We start from the raw sequence: 17,505 nt of genomic DNA on the forward strand, positions 1-17,505 counted from the left end.
TGCTACATGCTTCCCATTCGGCTCAGCAGTTGTTGCAGGACGCGCTCGGTGACGGCCAGATCCCCGGGATCAATATCAGCCAGCATTTCAGTACGGAGAGCATCAGCCTCGGTTTTCACTTTGGCGAAGGCTTCATTGCCTTTATCGGTCAGCACCAGGTGACGTTTACGGCGATCTTCTGGCGGTTGTACCCGCGTCAGCAGCGACTGTTTCACCAGCCGATCCACCAGCGGCACCATACTGGCATCTTCCAGCCCCAGCAGTTGCGCCAGTTCGGTCTGCGTCATGCGCTGCGGCTCACTGGCAATCAGCCCGATGGCCATCCAGCTGCTCATGCTTAAGCCGCTATCTTTAAGGTGACGATCAACCGCCAGGCGCCAGGCATGGGCGGTCAGATGCAGTAAGTGGGTAAAGGTACGCGTATGCTCAGACAAATGTTAGCAGCCTAATAGTAAGATATCTAATTGAGTGGAGGCGTTATTATACGCAAAGCGAAACGCGATTGAAAAGCGTCCGGTCTGTTAAAAATTAGTGGATCGCGTCAGAATGTCCAGAGGCCGCAATCAGGAGCCGGATAACATGAATCAGGCATCAGCAAACTGGATCGATTTGCGCCGTGACGCCGTTAGCGGTATTGAGGCATTGCGCGCCCATTTCACTGGCCACGCCTGGGATCCCCACTGGCACGACAGCTATCTTATTGGCGTGACCGAGCAAGGTGTACAGCAGTTTCATTCGCGGCGCAAACAGCATCAAAGCCGTCCCGGCACGGCTTTTATGCTGGAGCCTGAGGAGTTACATGATGGCGAAGCTATCAACCACAGCGGCTTCACCTATCGTATGCTCTATCTTTCACCGCAACAGATTGCGCAGCAGCTTACGCCTAATCAGGCTGATGACCCCTTGCCGCGTGAACTCCGCTTTGCAACCACACTGCGCGACGACCGCCCATTGGCTTATGCTGTCTGGCACGCGTTTGATGCACTGTGGTACAACCATCCCGCGATCATCAAAGAGGCGGCGATGGATCGGATGTTCAGTCAGCTCACCTCGCACCGGCAATGGTCACTGCCCGCTCAGCCCGTCGATAAAGATGCCAGGCTGGCTTTGCAGGCGCGTGACTGGCTGATTGCCCATCATGCGGAAATCCCGGCCTGCTGCAGATGGCGCAGCAGCTGCAGGTGGATCGCTTCCGGTTATCACGCCTGTTCCAGACGCACTGGGGTTTGCCGCCTCACGCCTGGCTGGTGCAATGGCGGCTGCTGGGCATTGCCATCGTCGGCGATAAAAAAAACCTGCGTAAGCTGACGGCTAAACTGGTGTTGTTCAGCTAATTTGTTCCCGGGAAGCTGGCCACGGCTTCCCGGCTTTTTCCACCCGGTTCGCCAATCCCGCCATCTGTATAGGTTATTTGTACAACTTTTGTGTCGGAATAATCCTTATAACTCCTTGATAAGTTGTGAATGGCACATTTTGCTAAAGAATTCGATTTTACAGATAGTTATTCATTGTATAAGTTTACTGCCACGAGTTGTATGCGACTCTGTAACGAATGATGCATTTGCGTCGCCTCTGAAGGTGTCAGTGGATTTCCACCTTCAGAGGTTAATTTTTGTTTGCTCAATTTGTGGCACTGGTACCATCGCATCTGTCCATGCGGTGGTTTTTTTGATCGCTTTTGTCCTGACATCCGAACCGGAATCGGGCTGTTCTGAAGGGCTTACACATGCAATATATTATTCCCCGGACCAATCAGGAAATCGCTGATTATTTTAACCCTGCGGCCAACAAGCCAGCCAGCGAGATGGAAATGCTGGGTATCCTGATTGCAGAAATTTTGCAGTCAGGCATGCCAGTGAATAATAAAGCCATTATTTCCAAACTCATTCATCGGCTTGAACTGGAAAGTGACAGGGAAATGCTGGATAGCTACCGCCAGCTGCTCGACCTCGTGGTCCACAAGACCCCGGATGATTTTTCGCTGTAAGACTGACTCCATGGAGGGAGTTCCCCCCTTTTTCTGGCATCTTTGCCAATCGCCCGGTACTATCTGCCCCTCACCATGAGCCTGATCTTCCCGCCCCTCGCGCGGGAGCAAAACAACTAAAGAGCCTGCAGACCTTTATGACTCAAACCAATGATGTTGCCGCAACCGACGTTGTGGCGGGCGATATCAGTGTGGGGCGCGTTCTGCGTTCGCCTGCGCTGCTGACCCGCGAATGCCTTGCCGGAGTAATTACCGCGCTGGCATTAATCCCTGAAGTGATCTCCTTTTCCGTTATTGCCGGTGTAGACCCTAAAGTGAGTCTCATCGCCTCGGTCGTGCTCTGCCTGACCCTGTCGATACTCGGCGGACGCCCGGCGATGGTTACGGCGGCTGCCGGTTCTGTCGCACTGGTTATCGGACCGATGGTTCATCTGCACGGTGTTGAATATATTCTTCCCGCGGTAGTCATGGGCGGCGTGATTCAGATTCTGTTTGGCGTGGCCGGTCTGGCACGCATGATGCGCTACATCCCCCGCTCGGTGATGCTGGGATTTGTGAATGCGCTGGGCGTGCTGATTTTCTTTGCTCAGGTGCCGCACGTATGGGGCCAGTCATCACTGGTGTGGATCTTCTTTGCCGCGACCCTGGCAATCGTGCTGTTGTTACCGCGTCTGTTAAAGAGTGTTCCTTCTCCGCTGGTTGCCATTGTGGTGGTGACGGGCGTCGCGCTATTAATGGGCTATCGCATGCCGAACGTGGGCGATGAAGGACCGATGAGTCCTGGCCTGCCCGGTTTTAACAGCCTGCTGGTACCGCTTAACCTGCAGACTCTGCAGATTATCTGGCCCACCGCACTGAGTATCGCCTTTGTCGGGCTGATGGAATCGCTGCTGACCGCCAAACTGGTCGATGACCTGACCGATACCCCGTCCAGTAAGCGCCGCGAATCCTGGGGTCTGGGTGTGGCAAATATCCTTGCGGGATTTTATGGCGGTATCGCCGGATGCGCGATGATAGGTCAGACTATCGTCAACGTTGAGCTGGGCCGTGCGCGCAGCCGCGTTTCAACCGTGGCCGCGGGTCTGGTGCTGCTGCTGCTGGTGACCGGACTGAGCCGGATAATGGCGCAAATTCCGATGGTAGTATTGGCCGGTATCATGATGGTGGTGGCAGTGAAAACCGTTAACTGGCATAGCCTGCAGCCCAACACACTGAAACGTATGCCGTGGTCAGAGACGCTGATTATGGTGCTGACAGTGGCGGTAACGGTCTGGACAGGAAATCTGGCACTGGGCGTACTCGCTGGAGTGATCCTGGCGATGCTGCTGTTTGCCCGCCGTATTGCACATGTCATTCATGCTGAACGTCAGCTGAGTGAAGATGGTGAGTCAGTACGCTATGAGGTACGTGGTCCGCTGTTCTTTGCCAGCAGCAACGATCTGTTTGAGCATTTTGATTATGCGCATGACCCGAAAAAAGTGACGATTGACTTAACGCACGCGCAGATCTGGGATGCATCCAGCGTCGCAGCGCTGGATGGTATTGAATATCGCTATCAGCGTTATGGTGCAGACGTGACGATTGAAGGGCTGGATCCGCGCAGCACTGATTTCCATCAGCGCCTTACCGGTAATTTCGGATAAATAGCTCCGTTCTGCTGCCTCTCCGGCAGCAGACTTTACTCTGCCTGTTGCCGCCGCGCCCGATAGCGGCCAACCATAGTAATTAGCGCCTGATAGATTAAACCAGCATAAAGACTTGTCAGAATCGCCAGGCCTGGCTCTTTACCCTGCTGATGCCATGACATAAACCACATGAATACGCCCCACAGTACAGAGAACACCAGCCATCCGCGGACGAACTTCATAATGCCATTCATAACGACTCCTCTTAAATAATGAACCACCTTAACCTGCTCCGGCCCAAAAAGCATCGCCCGTTTATTCGGGTTGAGAGACGTCTCATATAATCGTCACGAACTCTCTCTCTGGCTCGGACATGTTACCTCGTCCAGGTAATTTTACGGCGATTCTCTATACTCAACGTTCCGCTTACCTGATCTGGGAATTACGATGAAACGTATTGCTTACCTGTTATCGATGCTGGCTATACTTGCGACACTCACTGCCTGTGCACCACCACCGCCGGGCAGAGATGCACCACCGCCACCACCGCCAGGCAAAGAGGCCCCACCACCCCCTCCGGGCGGGCAGCAGCCGGTTGGCGCACCAGGCGGTGTTGGCCCGGCAGGACAACCGCAGGGATAGTCTGTTTCAGCCAGTCTGCGTTGCAGGCTGGCTAATGCCGAAAGGCGCAGCCGCAGGCTGACATTTAACCTGTTGCCTGCGCTTCATACGATGCCGCTTCGTCCCTCAGAAATTATAGTGGCGCTCGGCGGCGCTCTTCATGATGTGAATCACCCTGCATTGAGACGGATGAAAACAGAATGGGCTTAACCTTGCGCAGTTTCCTGACTCTCCCGGGCAGCCGGTAACGATCTCAAGACGACGGCTTCAGATGAGAGCCCGCCCTGATCCCCAGGCGGTTACAGATACGCGCCCCTGCCATCTTTATCCAAAAAAAAACCTCCCGAAGGAGGTTTATGAATGGCTCAGCAATTCAGTTTGATACATCGCCATTAAGTCTGCTGAAAAGTACACGCCTCATATCATCTGAATCCATCGCATCAAGATTCATCCACTTTAAGCTCTGACGGTTATCAGAGAGATTGTATTCAGAGTAAACGCCATGAATATCACCCTTATCTAATGAATAAAGAATGGCGATTGATTGCGATGGGCAGTTATGAGGTTTACAACCCGAAAGGGCGAGATACTTTTTGCCATTAATGGTCACCTCGTTTGCCGGGGTGCTGGTGCCGCCCTCTTTTACCCAGGACGGCAGTTTTTCTTTGGCAATAAGGTCATGATAGGCCTTACCCGTTTCCTTTCCCTGCACAAAGTCGTAAAGGTACGGTTTTTCTGCTGCACCGACCATCAAAGGCAAGCCAGTCAGGCACGCAGCCAACAAAATATTTTTCATATCGCTATCCTCATTCCTTGTGGGTATCCGCGATAAATTATCTTTTTTTTCGTGTTTTGTCAGTTGTCAGCTTAAATCACAACTGAATCGCCAGTGGAAATAAAATCCTGAACGTCCCTGAACCAAGGAATGCGCTTTGAAAGCGGCCGACGCAAACGGAAGGCGGAACAGGAGCGCTGAGGCGTTAGCTGCTCTCTGCCTGCCAACCGGCAAGCCCTGTAGGTGAAGGCTGGGTAGTATTTTCGTCATGCATATGCGTGGTGGCACTGGCGACACGCGCGTGGGATTAACCGTCGCCGGATGGCAGGTGAACGGGAAATAATATTATGAATGGATATCAGGAAAAGGAATTCAGGCACAAAAAACCGCCTCTGAGGGGCGGCTTGACGACACTGCTTATCATTGATTTTATTGGTAAAGCGATATGGTGCCCGGGGCGGGACTTGAACCCGCACAGCCTTACAGCCGAGGGATTTTAAAGACTTTTTAAGGACTTTTAAAATCATGCACTTACGGCAATTTAAAGGGTTGCAGACGCTAAAAATGGGTTTATTGGGGTTTACCCGTCTGCTGGTAGTCGCAAGAAATTGACCTGACCTCGCCTAAAAAGAGATTGTTAAGTTGGCGTTTTTCACGATCAATCGCTTATGGTTGATGATGAGTAATGATGTGTCTCCCACGCCAGTAAATAGCACATCGCCATAGAAGAATGATTGCCCATTGTTACCTGTCAAATGCCTTGCCATTTCTAAATCGTTATCTTTTAACAAAAATGTGGCGTCATCCTTCTTAACTCCAATTATATTCATGGAGCGATCACTTATAATTTCTCCCATACCAGACATAAACAGTAAAGGAAAAACCATAAAAAATAAAATCCCAATGGTTGAATATCTTTTTTTCTCCCTCGTCATTTGCTTCCCATAATTTACATTTGCAATTATTAAAATGCTTACCGACACAAAAAGAATCGAAGAGATAACAAGAAATACTTGCAACCTTCCATCAAGTAAAAACTTCAAAATCACAAAACCTATAAGAAATGATATCGAGATTAATGCAAACATCGGCTCGAATAGATGCAATTTCCTGGCTGCTCGATATGTACCTTTTGTATTTCTATAGAACTTACTATGGGTTTTATTCATCTTTCTACAAATTAACAAGGATGATTTCAAAAACAACCATACTATGATGCATCCTGTTGAATACCAGCCACAGAATGTAAAACCCATTAATAGCAAAAAAGACAATGTTACCAGAAGAAAGAAAATTACATCGGAAAGAGACATTCCTGTTGGGAAAAAATTAATTCTCAAGCAATAAACAAGAAAAATAATCACGCCTAATGCAGTTGTGAGAAGATGAAAATTTCTTGCCGTGCTCATATTAAGATACTGTCTAAGAGAAATCACTTTACGGCCTCCTTTCCTAATCTATCAAATGGGTTAAGATTGATTGCTGCTTCTAAATGTTCTGGTGAAAAGTGGCTATACCGCATCGTCATTTGAATGGTTGAGTGTCCTAGTATTTGTTGCAACACCAGTATATTTCCACCATTCATCATGAAGTGACTTGCAAACGTATGTCTCAAAACATGGGTGCGTTTACCGTTCGGCAATTCAATATTTGCTCTTTCGATCGCAAACCCGAAAGCATCATAAGCATTGTCAAATAGACGACTGCGACTTTTCGGAATTAAGGCATGAAGTCCTTTCGATATTGGGATAGTGCGATTCTTTTTACTTTTCGTATTGGTATAGGTGATTCGAAATGGCATAACTTGAGATTGCCTCAACTGCTCGGCTTCACTCCAACGAGCGCCGGTTGCAAGGCAAATACGCACAATAATGCCAGGATCTTTATTTGATGATACGTCACACTCATGGAGTAATCTTTTAATATCTTCATCGTGTAAGAATGACAGTTCGTTTTCACTCTCGCGAAAGAGCCGTAAACAACCGAGTGGATTATCACTTTTCCAACGTCCCAGCCTTTTTAGTTGATTAAACACTGCACGTAAGTAAGCGTGTTCACGGTTTACTGTAGCTTCTTTCGGTAGTTTCTTGATACCATGCTTTGGATTAGCGGTGAAGTCTCCCGCCAATCGCTGCTTACGATAGCCCGCATACATTTCCTGGTTTAGTGCGAAAGCATCTGGATCACAAAGGTTATGACAGAGTGATTTCAATTTTTTGCAGCCTTGCATCGCCATTGGTCAAAGACCATCCATGTAATTCATACCAATCACCAACTCACTCACTAAGGCGAACCGTGAGAGCTTCTGCCTCAATCGCATTTGTGCTGGAATCGCTACCTTTAATGAGTCTCTCTCATAAGGGTAAAGCTACGCCTCGAGTTGCAAAACTTTTACAAATTAGCTTATTTCCCCTACCCGCTGTGTAAAAATTACATGCCCGCTTACAGTTTAGGATTTTCTGACAGTTGTACAAGTCCCTCAAAAAAAATGAGGAAACCTTGCTGTATATAACAATAGTGATCAATATTATATTTCGGGCTTATAAACATGACCACATAATGAGCATCATGCAGAATGCTGGCGCCAATGTTCTTCGCTGATGATCTTCAAGGAGTGTCCCTTTTCACGATACTCAATAGCTTTTTCTATTTTTCGTCCATAGCTTTGATAGCGCCAGTCTCTTGAGCTTAGAGTTCCAATAATCAGGTAATCCAATTTTTGAGTAATGTCATCGATTACAATTCCGCCTGCCGATTCAATTTCAGCGGCACATGAGGAACGCGATCCACAAAGAAACTTTCCTGTAAGACAAATCACAGCGCCCTTGAGTTTTAACTCATCCACATGTTCAAGTGGTGAACGAATTGAAAGACCATCAACCGATCCAGTGGCTAAATCGCAACCTGTAAAAGCTATCATGGCCTCTTTAAGTTCTTCTCTTTCAACAGGTGTAACAACACCATCAGCTAAAATTTTCTCGATTAGAAGATAAAGGTCTTTACCGGGGAAGTTTGTCTTTAACAAACCATTATTGGATAACCACCAACGAAGATAGCGAATCTCATCTTCCGTTAGCTCATGATTCGACAGCATGCCTTTGCACAAACCTTCAAGCAGGTGTTTATCTGATTCGGTTGAATAGAAATCAATATCAGGAGTGTCGAGAAGATTTTGTTGAATATTTATTAAGTCGTCTTTAAATTTCTTCAATTCAACTTCTTCGATGATACCATCTTCTAAAATGGCAGTAATTTTATCCCTAATTACCTGTACGCAATAATTTTCGCTGATGGCCTCTGCTTCTAATAACCAGGTATCAAGGTAAAGTAATTCTTTTGCATCAACCTTTCCGTCACATGTCATACCCTCTATAATATTGACAAGATTTGCCAGTAACTTATCTCTATTGCGTGTGTAGTTATAAACACTGAGTTTTCTGTCCATAGCACCCCCAATTACATTTTATGTTTGATACTGCTTATAACCTTGATGAGTAATACCACTTGACAAAAGACTAATTCAACACTCCATAACCCATTGATCTACCAGTATTTTATCCTTATCTTCGCGTCACACAACATCCTAGCGCTGAGTTTTCCAAATTCCATCAGACGGTTTGGCAACATCTTTAGCGACCAAATAAAACGTGTTAACTCTCAGCACCTGAATAACTTCAACGTTTATGACCTGAAGAAAGCTAAGAATCCTGAATTGATAACGACTCCTATGACCAGCATCAATCTTTCGAAAAATTCGCTCTGCATGGGGAACCATAGGATTTCAATAACTTATCAACTAAATCTTGTCTACCTGAAAATTCTATTCGAATTTTTCATCACATGAACGTTAATCAATTCAAATTTAAAATGCAATGGTGTAAATATTGAAGAAGCAAATGCAAACACCCGTTTTTACCTCAACGAAGATGGATGTGTGAGCATCCCAGCGTTGGTCCCATACACACCTCTAAAAGTTCCAATTTTCAGCCATCAGTTGCTCCATTCCGGAGTCAGGATGCTCAGGGATTCATAAGGCCGCTCATTTTTATATTCTATCAGCCAGCGCTCTGTAATTTCTCGTGCTTCATTTAGTGTTATGAGCAGCTAAAAATCCAGGGTTTCTAGCCAGTATGTCCGGCTCGATAAATTCGAGCTGCACGCCATGTTCTTCGGCCCATCCTGCCAGCGCCAATGAGATCTGTTCTGGCCCGGAGTCCAGCCGCATCTTCAGGTATTAGTCGTGATTTACCACGCCCTTGTCCAGCCCAGGGACGACTCGTTGAGCCGGACATTAAGGTCGGTTTCTATCGTCAGCGTATAGCATTTAGCATTTAGCATTTAGCATTTAGCGTTTAGCGTTTAAAAATCATCCACCACAATGAAGGTCAGGCAACGTCTGCCGCAGACCGGCGCATCGTGCATATAATCAATTGACCCGCTCTGGTTTGACGCCTGTGGCATGCACCACCGCCACCGCCGCCAGGCAAAGAGGCTCCACCACCCCCTCCGGGCGGGCAGCAGCCAGTTGGCGCACCAGGCGGTGTTGGCCCGGCAGGACAACCGCAGGGATAGTCTGTTTCAGCCAGTCTGCGTTGCAGGCTGGCTAATGCCGAAAGGCGCAGCCGCAGGCTGACATTTCTCCTGGCGCAATTTTGCCAAAATGGGAGTGGCGACGCGCTAATTGCCCCTGCACTTGACTGCTGACAACGTGCTGCCCCAACCAGCGATCTAACGCGTTGCCCATAATTTGCCTGATATCAGGTGACCAGCTGGTAAGATGCCAGGTAGAGCTCCGGGCTTCCTCACTGTCTCCAAATCCCGCCACCGCAATGTGGGCACCCTGACCAAAATCACGAATTGCCTGTATCGCACCAAAGGCCAGGAGATCGCTTTCACAGAAGAGTGCCTGAATACGATCGGCGGCACGGGTCTTTTTCAAATAATCCATCATCGCCTGATACGCGCCATCACGATCATCTGCCTCTGAAGTCAGCACAGCATTCAGCACCCTGCCCGCCGCCTGTAGTGCCGTGCTATAGCCCTGCTTTTGCGCGCTTTCAACAGGCTGGCTTTGCATAAAGCCAAACCGCTGATGCCCTTCCGCGAGCAGTAATTCCGATGTTACTTCCCCTGCCCGCCGCGCATCCGCTTGCAGTTCAGGCTCCGCGTCAATCTCAAGCACCGGCAAATTGCAGGTATCTGTAATGCGGTTGCCGGGTAGCAGTATCAACCCCCGCGTCGCAAGCGGTTTCGCCTGCCGGATGAGTGCTGTCAGAGCTTCTTCGCTATCGGCACTCAACAGCACGGTGATAGCACCGCGAACATTAAGTTGCCGCGTTACCTCGTCCAGCATTTTCTGTTGATACGGATTGAGCAACTGGCTGGCGACAATACCAATAACCGGCGGTAAAGCCGAAAGGGCTGAGTCATGTTTGAAAGGTCTGGTCATTGACGTTAACGTCTCTGCAACGGCAAATAATACCCACCACTTTACGATAAACCAACCTGTTTCAACAGGTTATGAAATTCGACTCAGGCCGCAAAAATGGATGAAATCAGATGTAATCAGGTTTGAATTGGCAAAGCAGTGACACGGATAATGAACGGTTATTCAGCACTGAGACGTGATGCCAGTTGAAAAGCCTAAGGATGTGAGGTGCCAGCCATGCCAGATTCCGGGCACAAAAAAACCGCCTCTGAGGGGCGGCTTGACGACACTGCTTATCATTGATTTTATTGGTAAAGCGATATGGTGCCCGGGGCGGGACTTGAACCCGCACAGCCTTACAGCCGAGGGATTTTAAATCCCTTGTGTCTACCGATTTCACCACCCGGGCTGGGTGTAACTGGAGGCGCGTCCCGGAGTCGAACCGAGGTACACGGATTTGCAATCCGCTGCATAGCCACTCTGCCAACGCGCCTTAAACTATGATGCCGCCAGGCTAACCTGACATGCGAATCTGGAGCGGGAAACGAGACTCGAACTCGCGACCCCGACCTTGGCAAGGTCGTGCTCTACCAACTGAGCTATTCCCGCAATTTTCAGCAATCTTATCGAACCTGCTGATTTTGTTTATCTTCTGGCAGCCTGGCTGCCGTTCGATGCGATGCATTCTACTTAGATGACGCAATGAGTCAATAAAATTATCCTCACAGACCATCCGTTTGCTGCTTTTTAAATCGTATCGATCACGGTTCGAGCAAATCACCGCGCGCCGCGCTTAAATACTGGAACATCGACCAGAAAGTCAGCACTGCAGCAATGTATAACGCCACCACGCCAATCGCTACAACGGTGGCATCTGGGCGCCACAGCAGTGCGAAGAGAGACAACATTTGCGCAGTCGTTTTGACTTTACCAATCCAGGAGACAGAAACACTACTGCGCTTGCCAATCTCCGCCATCCATTCACGCAGCGCAGAGATAATGATCTCGCGGGCAATCATGGTTGCCGCTGGCAGAGTAATCCACCATGCGTGAAAATGTTCTGCCACCAGCACCAGCGCTATCGCGACCAGCACTTTATCAGCAACCGGATCGAGGAATGCGCCAAAGCGCGTCGTCTGCTTCCAGCGGCGCGCCAGAAAGCCATCAAACCAGTCGGTAACAGCAGCAAAAATAAAGATCAGTGCAGTAGCCAGCGGCGCCCAAATGAACGGCAGATAGAAAGCCAGCACAAAGAACGGGATGAGCACAACTCGAAACAGGGTGAGACACGTCGGGATGTTTAATTGCATATGCCGGTAACTGTCTGGATATAGGTAGAATTTAACCTATGTTCCTACATTGCCCCCCCCGTTTCAATGTTAGTGTTTCAAGGAATAGTATATTTTTTCTGCCAGCGCATGCGAGATGCCTGGTACATTTGCGATCTCCTCCACCGAGGCATTCATTAACGGTTGCAGGCCTCCCATGTACTTAAGCAGTTGCTGACGTCGTTTCGGCCCGACGCCTTCGATGCTTTCCAGTGCACTGGTGTTCTTCACTTTGGCCCGTTTTTTTCGGTGACCTGAAATTGCATGATTGTGAGCGTCATCACGAATGTGTTGAATCACATGCAGTGCAGGTGCATCAGGTGGCATCGAAACGCCCTCCCCTTCAGCCTCAAAGAACAGCGTTTCCAGACCGGCTTTACGGTCGCTGCCTTTAGCAACGCCGAGTAAAATGGGCTGGTTTTTATCCCAGGGCACATCCAGCTCGGCAAAGACCTGTATCGCCTGTGACAGCTGACCTTTACCGCCATCAATCAAAATCACGTCGGGGATCTTATCTTCTTCAATCGCTTTGCCATACCGGCGTCGCAACACCTGGTTCATGGCGGCGTAGTCATCTCCCGGCGTAATGCCGGTAATGTTGTAGCGACGATAGTCGGCACGCAGCGGACCATTCTGGTCAAACACCACGCAGGAGGCGATGGTCTGCTCACCCATGGTGTGACTGATATCAAAACACTCCATGCGTGTGATCTTGTCGAGCTCAAGAAACTCTGCCAGCGCATTCAGCCGCTGGTGGATGGTAGAGTGCTGAGACAGACGCGTGGTTAACGCTGTCGCGGCGTTGGTGCGCGCCAGCTTGAGATAGCGGGCGCGATCGCCGCGTGGCTTGCTTTGAATGTTAACCCGACGTCCCGCCAGTTCACTTAGGGACTCTGCCAGCAACTCGCGCTCTGGCAAAGTAAAGTCCAGCAGGATGTCGCCAGGCAGCGTACGTGCTTCACTGCCCTGCAGGTAGAACTGCCCGACGAAGGTCTGCACGACTTCGGCCAAATCAGTGTCCACAGGCACCTTCGGGAAGTAGCTGCGGCTGCCCAGCACTTTGCCCTGACGAATGAACAGCACGTGAAGACAGGCCATGCCCGCCTCATAAGCCACACCCATCACATCCAGGTCATCGCCCTGATTGGAGACAAACTGTTTTTCGGTGATGCGCCGCACGGCCTGAATCTGATCGCGCAGCCGGGCCGCTTCTTCGAAACGCAGGCCAATGCTCGCCTCTTCCATACGTTTAACCAGCTGGTTAAGCACCTGATCATCTTTACCGGCCAGGAACAGGCGCACATAGTCGGTCTGCTGCGCATACTCTTCCTCACTGACCAGCCCGGCAACACAGGGGCCGAGACAGCGACCAATCTGATATTGCAGACAGGGCCGGGAGCGATTGCGGTAGACGCTATTTTCGCACTGGCGAATGGGGAAAACTTTTTGCAACAGTCCCAGCGTTTCACGCACCGCATAGCCGTTCGGGAACGGGCCAAAATATTCGCCTTTGGCATGCTTTGCCCCACGGTGCATCGCCAGTCGCGGATGAGTATCGCTGCTGAGAAAGATGTAGGGATACGATTTATCGTCGCGCAGCAGAACGTTATAGCGCGGCTGGTAGAGCTTGATGTAGTTATGTTCAAGCAGCAGCGCTTCGGTTTCGGTGTGGGTGACGGTGACATCGATGTGCTGGATATTGCTGACCAGCGCTTCGGTTTTTCGGCTGCCGACCTGAACGCGGAAGTAACTGGTCAGACGCTTCTTCAGGTCTTTGGCTTTGCCTACATAGATGACGGTGCCTGAGGCGTCATACATGCGGTAAACACCGGGCTTGCTGGTTACCGTACTCAAAAAGGCTTTGGAATCAAAAACGTCATTCACTACTGATTAACGGCTCCGCATTATAGAGGCCATGTCGAATGGCCAGATGCGTTAACTCTACATCGCCACTGATATTCAGCTTACTGAACATCCGATAGCGGTAACTGTTAACGGTTTTAGGACTGAGATTTAACTGCTCTGAAATTTCCGTCACCTTTTGTCCCCGGGTGATCATCAGCATAATCTGCAATTCCCTTTCCGACAAACAGCTAAAGGGGGATTCCGCTTTTTGCGGCTCAATCTGACTCAGGGCCATCTGCTGAGCGATGTCTGATGCGATATATCGCTGTCCGGCATTCACCGAGCGAATTGCATTGACCACTTCCTGGGGTGCTGCCCCTTTACTGAGGTAGCCTGCTGCCCCCGCCTGCATAACTTTAGCAGGCAGCGGACTTTCCGTATGAATAGTCAGCATAATGATTTTGATATCGGGATTGTAACGCACGATTTTGCGCGTCGCCTCCAGTCCGCCGATGCCAGGCATGTTCATGTCCATCAGGATCACATCAACCTGGTTAGCACGGCACCACTTAGCCGCATCCTCACCACAGTTGGCCTCTCCGACCACGGCCAGACCTTTAACATCCTCCAGGATGCGACGGATGCCGGTACGGACAAGTTCATGGTCATCAACAAGAAGCACACTGATCAACGGGGAAACTCCAGAGGCTGAAAAAGAGGAAGCGACTAACGATTTCAAGCGATAATCATACCCGCTTTTACCTCAAAAGCACATCAACAAAGTAAAACAGTCCTGGCTTAGCCTGTTCACTTTTAGCCTGGCCCAGCCTGAGTTCTCAGACATTTCCTGAAACAGAAAGCACCGTCAAACAATCCTTAAAGTCTCACTATTTCATGACATTAACAACTGGTACTACGGTTACCCAGCGCTGCAGTGACAGGTAATATCAGGTGGAAGGCTCTCGTTGATTACTTTCTGCGATTGATTAGTTGCACTGGACAAACCTGCTGTTTCAGACGAAACGAACCGGCTGCATCAGCAACATACTGACGCTGTGATATACTCACGCACTGCTGTTCGGACAGATTGCCGACACGTTGTCATTCACCAAGGAGATACACATGAGCGATGAAGATTTTGCAACTTCGCAGGAAGCCCGGAAATTAGCGGATGAAATCGCGGGGCTGAAGATGATGATCACCCTGATCCTGAAAGGTATGGGCCAGGCTGATGCTGGAAAAGTGATTATCAACATGGAACGCTATGTACAGACGCTGGGTGACAAGCCTCAGGCGGAAGTGTTCAGCAACACCATTAAGCAGATTAAAACTGCCTACCGTCAGTAATTCTTTTGCCCCCAGTGGCGGGGGCATATACGCTAACTGTGCGCCTGCCAGTTAACGGAAACGCCCAGCGTTGGCAGTACCTCTTCCGGACTGAAACGCCTTGTTCCCCGATACTTCTCTGCCAGCGCTGGCTGTTCCACCGGAATCCTGATCGCAAACAGATTATCTTCTGACAGAATAAGTCCCGGCGTAAGCGGTTCATACACCACCCCATGCTGTTCAAACATCTTTTCCAGCATCGGCGTTGCCGAACTAATGATGTACTCCATGCCATTGAGTTCTGCCATCTGCACCGCGTGCCAGAGAATATTCAGCGGCAGTTCGGCGTCGACCTCCAGCCGGGCCGAGAAGCGCGACATTTCCCACACTCTCTCATGGCTGAAAGGCAGCACAATGCCTTCGCTCTGCTCAGGTTCAAACCAGGGCATCAGACGTGCACAGCCGCTGATTCCTTCACGCGCATTCCATGCGATTAACCAGGTCACATCTGAACGATCATAGCGATCATATTCCTGTCCTGGCGTACTCAGACGGGGCGGTATTGACCACCCTTCGCCGCGCGCAAAGACGCTGTAACGGTAGCTGCCGAGTTCGGCAAGCAACGAGGATGGCATATCCTTTAATTGCGTTTGCACTATTTTCATCATGCGCCTCTGACATCCCCATTTTTACAATGATTTCTTTGCGCCAGCCTGACACAGTCCCGGCGCAGGGTAGACAACAGACCTGTACAAAGGAACTGCCAAATGTAGCAGTTGTTTTATGTTCAAATCAGTCCGATTGCTGCTGCGTAGCAGGCAATCTGCGTTTTATTGGAAACATTGAAACGCTTTTGCATATTTTTTTGGTGAAAATTAACGGTATGTTCAGAGATGGATAAAATAAGAGAAATTTCGACCGCCGTTTTTCCTTCACCCGTCCATTTCAGAATTTCCAGCTCACGCTGACTAAACTCTTTTTTCAGTACCATCATTGCATCATCGCTAAAGCGTTCCAGCGTATCCAGGCTTAGTTCCGCTAAAAGGTGCAGTTTTACTTCAAGCTCTTCGTGGCAGAGCTTGAGAGGAATGGGCTGTTGCGATGATATAGATAATATACCAAGCGCGCGATTTGGTGCCATTGCAGAGCAAGAAAATCCGCTCTGCAGCCCATACTCTCTTGCCTCACGCCACAGATTGCCGGCACCAGCGAACATTTCTTCTGTCCACATCAACCCTCTTCCCGGTCGCTGACACAGCGAGAGTACCGGATCGACAGCGTAATAATTCTGCTTCTCATAACGTTTAACCCATAATTTGGGATAGGTGCTATGCAGATGAATACGCGGCCGGCTAAAGGGCACCGGATGCTGAATCAAAAAAGCGAAATAATCGAAACCTAATGACTCAGTAAATTGTTGCAATAATGGCTTCAAATCAGAACATGCCATTAATGCCTGAAATTGTTGTTTCACCTCACTTCGCCAGGCGAAATAATTTTCAGTACTCATATTGCCTCAACGTTAATTTCACTCGCTCTTGCGGTAATATTCATTCGGATTCATCGGATAAATTAAATTAGCATAAGTCATTTAATTCATCGTCAGGGATGAACCCGTCGCCCTGCGGGGCCAATTAACCTTTCACCTTGTGAGCGGAGTGAAAAAGCTTGCTGGCAATGGTAATGTGAGGTCGATCACAGCAATTTCAATCACCCTATGAGAATAAGATTTTTCTGATAGGATTTCAATCCCCAATATCGGGCATCACTTTATCATTTGCCAGTAATTTCAGATAAAGATATTCAATAACGCGTCACATCGCTGAGTAAATAATGAGTAAACAATGTGTTAAATAGCGATTATAAGCGAGACGGCAGGCCTGGTTGACTGACATATTTTTCATCAGGAAATAAGCGCGGCTTAGTTATTGTCGCCTTAAGTCCAGGCACTGGCAGCCAGTTATGTGGCTGTTTTACTCATCTTCACGACAGATTCCCGGCTTCCGGCAGGTATTCAGCAGGTCATGATGGCACATCTACCTTCATTTTTTGCCTCTCTTCGTCAGGCCTGGCCATGCGCTGTTAATAAGAACATTCTGCTCATGCATTGCATGGCGATATTCTCTTCTGAACCCTTCCCATCACGGCAGGACTTTTCTGTTTATCTGCCCTCACTAAGCCCTGGCCGGGAAAATCAGCTTCACTCCTCTCCCGGTGTCAATAATGCTATAGCACAAAACACTATTTATAGCATCTGTACATCAATTACTGATTCTCTTTTAATCAATTAAATCACTTTATCGATAGCCATAAACCGGAACCACATAAAATAGATTTACGGAATAAAAATCGCCCATCACGCTTAAGACAAATTCATATTAATACGATTATTCTTACAAGTAAGATCGTGAAAAAATTTCATTATAACGTGGAGCCTGTTAGCACCATCGATGCTGAAAAATCGCGCAATCCATTAATCCCGCAGGCGTAGATTTATTTTAAATAATGGACCTGAAAAAGGCGCTTTTCGGCACCCTAATCTGTCGTCAGGCTAAATCCCGTGTGATTCG

The 17,505-nt window shown here is 49.0% G+C and carries 16 protein-coding genes, 4 tRNA genes and 4 pseudogenes; 7 read left to right on the top strand and 17 right to left on the bottom strand.

What is annotated here, in order from left to right; all coding sequences use genetic code 11:
* Nucleotides 1-2: 2 nt before the first annotated feature.
* Nucleotides 3-434: a MarR family winged helix-turn-helix transcriptional regulator gene (locus EE896_RS12435; protein WP_003849964.1), complete on the bottom strand. Its 432-nt coding sequence runs from the start codon at nt 432-434 to the stop codon at nt 3-5.
* A 145-nt stretch (nt 435-579) separates the two neighbouring features.
* On the opposite strand from EE896_RS12435, the pseudogene EE896_RS12440 reads away from it, so the two are divergent.
* The 4 genes and pseudogenes from EE896_RS12440 to EE896_RS12450 all read left to right on the top strand — a co-directional run.
* Nucleotides 580-1,262: pseudogene (locus EE896_RS12440) on the top strand (AraC family ligand binding domain-containing protein); the annotation flags it as partial.
* A pseudogene (locus tag EE896_RS22845) lies at nt 1,251-1,334 on the top strand (DUF2000 domain-containing protein); the annotation flags it as partial. The pseudogenes EE896_RS12440 and EE896_RS22845, both read left to right, overlap by 12 nt.
* A gap of 392 nt (nt 1,335-1,726) precedes the next feature.
* Nucleotides 1,727-1,987, top strand: a complete 261-nt coding sequence (locus EE896_RS12445; RefSeq protein WP_003849968.1) for a biofilm/acid-resistance regulator YmgB/AriR — start codon at nt 1,727-1,729, stop codon at nt 1,985-1,987.
* Between the two features lie 137 nt (nt 1,988-2,124).
* On the top strand, nt 2,125-3,630 hold the full coding sequence (locus EE896_RS12450) for a SulP family inorganic anion transporter (protein ID WP_078804259.1): 1,506 nt from the start codon (nt 2,125-2,127) through the stop codon (nt 3,628-3,630).
* 35 nt (nt 3,631-3,665) lie between these two features.
* Here the strand turns inward: EE896_RS12450 and EE896_RS12455 are convergent, their stop codons facing one another.
* The gene (locus EE896_RS12455; protein WP_003849972.1) at nt 3,666-3,866 is read right to left on the bottom strand and encodes a DUF6404 family protein; all 201 of its coding nucleotides are present in this window, start codon (nt 3,864-3,866) and stop codon (nt 3,666-3,668) included.
* 193 nt (nt 3,867-4,059) lie between these two features.
* Here EE896_RS12455 and EE896_RS12460 point away from each other — a divergent pair, with 193 nt between their 5' ends.
* Entirely contained in the window at nt 4,060-4,254 is a 195-nt protein-coding gene (locus EE896_RS12460) for a hypothetical protein (protein ID WP_003849973.1), read from the top strand.
* Between the two features lie 352 nt (nt 4,255-4,606).
* Here EE896_RS12460 and EE896_RS12465 read toward each other — a convergent pair whose 3' ends face one another.
* The 13 genes and pseudogenes from EE896_RS12465 to uvrY form a co-directional block, all read right to left on the bottom strand.
* Nucleotides 4,607-5,029: an Ivy family c-type lysozyme inhibitor gene (locus tag EE896_RS12465; RefSeq protein WP_039660985.1), complete on the bottom strand. Its 423-nt coding sequence runs from the start codon at nt 5,027-5,029 to the stop codon at nt 4,607-4,609.
* 425 nt (nt 5,030-5,454) lie between these two features.
* Nucleotides 5,455-5,546 (bottom strand) — tRNA-OTHER (locus EE896_RS12470).
* An 85-nt stretch (nt 5,547-5,631) separates the two neighbouring features.
* Nucleotides 5,632-6,444 (bottom strand): hypothetical protein, encoded by an 813-nt coding sequence (locus EE896_RS12475; RefSeq protein WP_140915865.1) that lies wholly within the window; start codon nt 6,442-6,444, stop codon nt 5,632-5,634.
* A pseudogene (locus EE896_RS12480) lies at nt 6,441-7,482 on the bottom strand (phage integrase). Before EE896_RS12480 ends, EE896_RS12475 begins: the two are co-directional and overlap by 4 nt.
* 92 nt (nt 7,483-7,574) lie before the next feature.
* Nucleotides 7,575-8,453, bottom strand: a complete 879-nt coding sequence (locus EE896_RS12485) for a BRCT domain-containing protein (protein WP_039660980.1) — start codon at nt 8,451-8,453, stop codon at nt 7,575-7,577.
* A 545-nt stretch (nt 8,454-8,998) separates the two neighbouring features.
* A pseudogene (locus EE896_RS22650) lies at nt 8,999-9,466 on the bottom strand (transposase family protein); the annotation flags it as partial.
* Nucleotides 9,467-9,611: 145 nt separating this feature from the next.
* Complete coding sequence (locus EE896_RS12490; protein WP_140915864.1) at nt 9,612-10,457, bottom strand: substrate-binding domain-containing protein; 846 nt, start codon at nt 10,455-10,457, stop codon at nt 9,612-9,614.
* Nucleotides 10,458-10,758: 301 nt separating this feature from the next.
* A tRNA-Leu gene (locus EE896_RS12495) sits at nt 10,759-10,845 on the bottom strand.
* Nucleotides 10,846-10,855: 10 nt separating this feature from the next.
* Nucleotides 10,856-10,929 (bottom strand) — tRNA-Cys (locus tag EE896_RS12500).
* Nucleotides 10,930-10,969: 40 nt separating this feature from the next.
* A tRNA-Gly gene (locus EE896_RS12505) sits at nt 10,970-11,045 on the bottom strand.
* 152 nt (nt 11,046-11,197) lie between these two features.
* Nucleotides 11,198-11,746: a CDP-diacylglycerol--glycerol-3-phosphate 3-phosphatidyltransferase gene (pgsA, locus tag EE896_RS12510; RefSeq protein WP_008925896.1), complete on the bottom strand. Its 549-nt coding sequence runs from the start codon at nt 11,744-11,746 to the stop codon at nt 11,198-11,200.
* 69 nt (nt 11,747-11,815) lie between these two features.
* The gene (gene uvrC, locus EE896_RS12515) at nt 11,816-13,648 is read right to left on the bottom strand and encodes an excinuclease ABC subunit UvrC (protein ID WP_039660976.1); all 1,833 of its coding nucleotides are present in this window, start codon (nt 13,646-13,648) and stop codon (nt 11,816-11,818) included.
* Nucleotides 13,641-14,300: a UvrY/SirA/GacA family response regulator transcription factor gene (uvrY, locus tag EE896_RS12520; RefSeq protein ID WP_039660975.1), complete on the bottom strand. Its 660-nt coding sequence runs from the start codon at nt 14,298-14,300 to the stop codon at nt 13,641-13,643. Before uvrY ends, uvrC begins: the two co-directional genes overlap by 8 nt.
* Nucleotides 14,301-14,731: 431 nt before the next feature.
* Here uvrY and EE896_RS12525 point away from each other — a divergent pair, with 431 nt between their 5' ends.
* Nucleotides 14,732-14,956, top strand: a complete 225-nt coding sequence (locus tag EE896_RS12525) for a DUF2594 family protein (protein ID WP_003849983.1) — start codon at nt 14,732-14,734, stop codon at nt 14,954-14,956.
* A gap of 32 nt (nt 14,957-14,988) precedes the next feature.
* Here the strand turns inward: EE896_RS12525 and EE896_RS12530 are convergent, their stop codons facing one another.
* Together EE896_RS12530 and sdiA are read right to left on the bottom strand one after the other, a co-directional pair.
* The gene (locus EE896_RS12530) at nt 14,989-15,600 is read right to left on the bottom strand and encodes an acyl-homoserine-lactone synthase (protein WP_003849985.1); all 612 of its coding nucleotides are present in this window, start codon (nt 15,598-15,600) and stop codon (nt 14,989-14,991) included.
* A 122-nt stretch (nt 15,601-15,722) separates the two neighbouring features.
* Nucleotides 15,723-16,445 carry an autoinducer binding domain-containing protein gene (gene sdiA / locus EE896_RS12535; protein ID WP_003849987.1) on the bottom strand — a complete coding sequence of 241 codons (723 nt, stop codon included), beginning with the start codon at nt 16,443-16,445 and terminating at the stop codon, nt 15,723-15,725.
* A gap of 454 nt (nt 16,446-16,899) precedes the next feature.
* On the opposite strand from sdiA, the gene EE896_RS12540 reads away from it, so the two are divergent.
* The gene (locus EE896_RS12540; RefSeq protein ID WP_140915863.1) at nt 16,900-17,226 is read left to right on the top strand and encodes a hypothetical protein; all 327 of its coding nucleotides are present in this window, start codon (nt 16,900-16,902) and stop codon (nt 17,224-17,226) included.
* The last annotated feature ends 279 nt before the right edge of the window (nt 17,227-17,505 follow it).

It is taken from the genome of Pantoea eucalypti (genome assembly GCF_009646115.1).
GTDB lineage: Bacteria > Pseudomonadota > Gammaproteobacteria > Enterobacterales > Enterobacteriaceae > Pantoea > Pantoea eucalypti.

Excerpts from the sequence above, each read along its gene's own strand:
- EE896_RS12445 (WP_003849968.1), top strand. The coding sequence starts at position 1,727 with ATGCAATATATTATTCCCCGGACCAATCAGGAAATCGCTGATTATTTT.
- EE896_RS12460 (WP_003849973.1), top strand. The coding sequence starts at position 4,060 with ATGAAACGTATTGCTTACCTGTTATCGATGCTGGCTATACTTGCGACA.
- pgsA (WP_008925896.1), bottom strand. The coding sequence starts at position 11,746 with ATGCAATTAAACATCCCGACGTGTCTCACCCTGTTTCGAGTTGTGCTC.
- sdiA (WP_003849987.1), bottom strand. The coding sequence starts at position 16,445 with ATGAGTACTGAAAATTATTTCGCCTGGCGAAGTGAGGTGAAACAACAA.
- EE896_RS12465 (WP_039660985.1), bottom strand. The coding sequence starts at position 5,029 with ATGAAAAATATTTTGTTGGCTGCGTGCCTGACTGGCTTGCCTTTGATG.
- EE896_RS12455 (WP_003849972.1), bottom strand. The coding sequence starts at position 3,866 with ATGAATGGCATTATGAAGTTCGTCCGCGGATGGCTGGTGTTCTCTGTA.
- EE896_RS12530 (WP_003849985.1), bottom strand. The coding sequence starts at position 15,600 with ATGAAAATAGTGCAAACGCAATTAAAGGATATGCCATCCTCGTTGCTT.
- EE896_RS12450 (WP_078804259.1), top strand. The coding sequence starts at position 2,125 with ATGACTCAAACCAATGATGTTGCCGCAACCGACGTTGTGGCGGGCGAT.
- EE896_RS12490 (WP_140915864.1), bottom strand. The coding sequence starts at position 10,457 with ATGACCAGACCTTTCAAACATGACTCAGCCCTTTCGGCTTTACCGCCG.
- EE896_RS12525 (WP_003849983.1), top strand. The coding sequence starts at position 14,732 with ATGAGCGATGAAGATTTTGCAACTTCGCAGGAAGCCCGGAAATTAGCG.
- EE896_RS12485 (WP_039660980.1), bottom strand. The coding sequence starts at position 8,453 with ATGGACAGAAAACTCAGTGTTTATAACTACACACGCAATAGAGATAAG.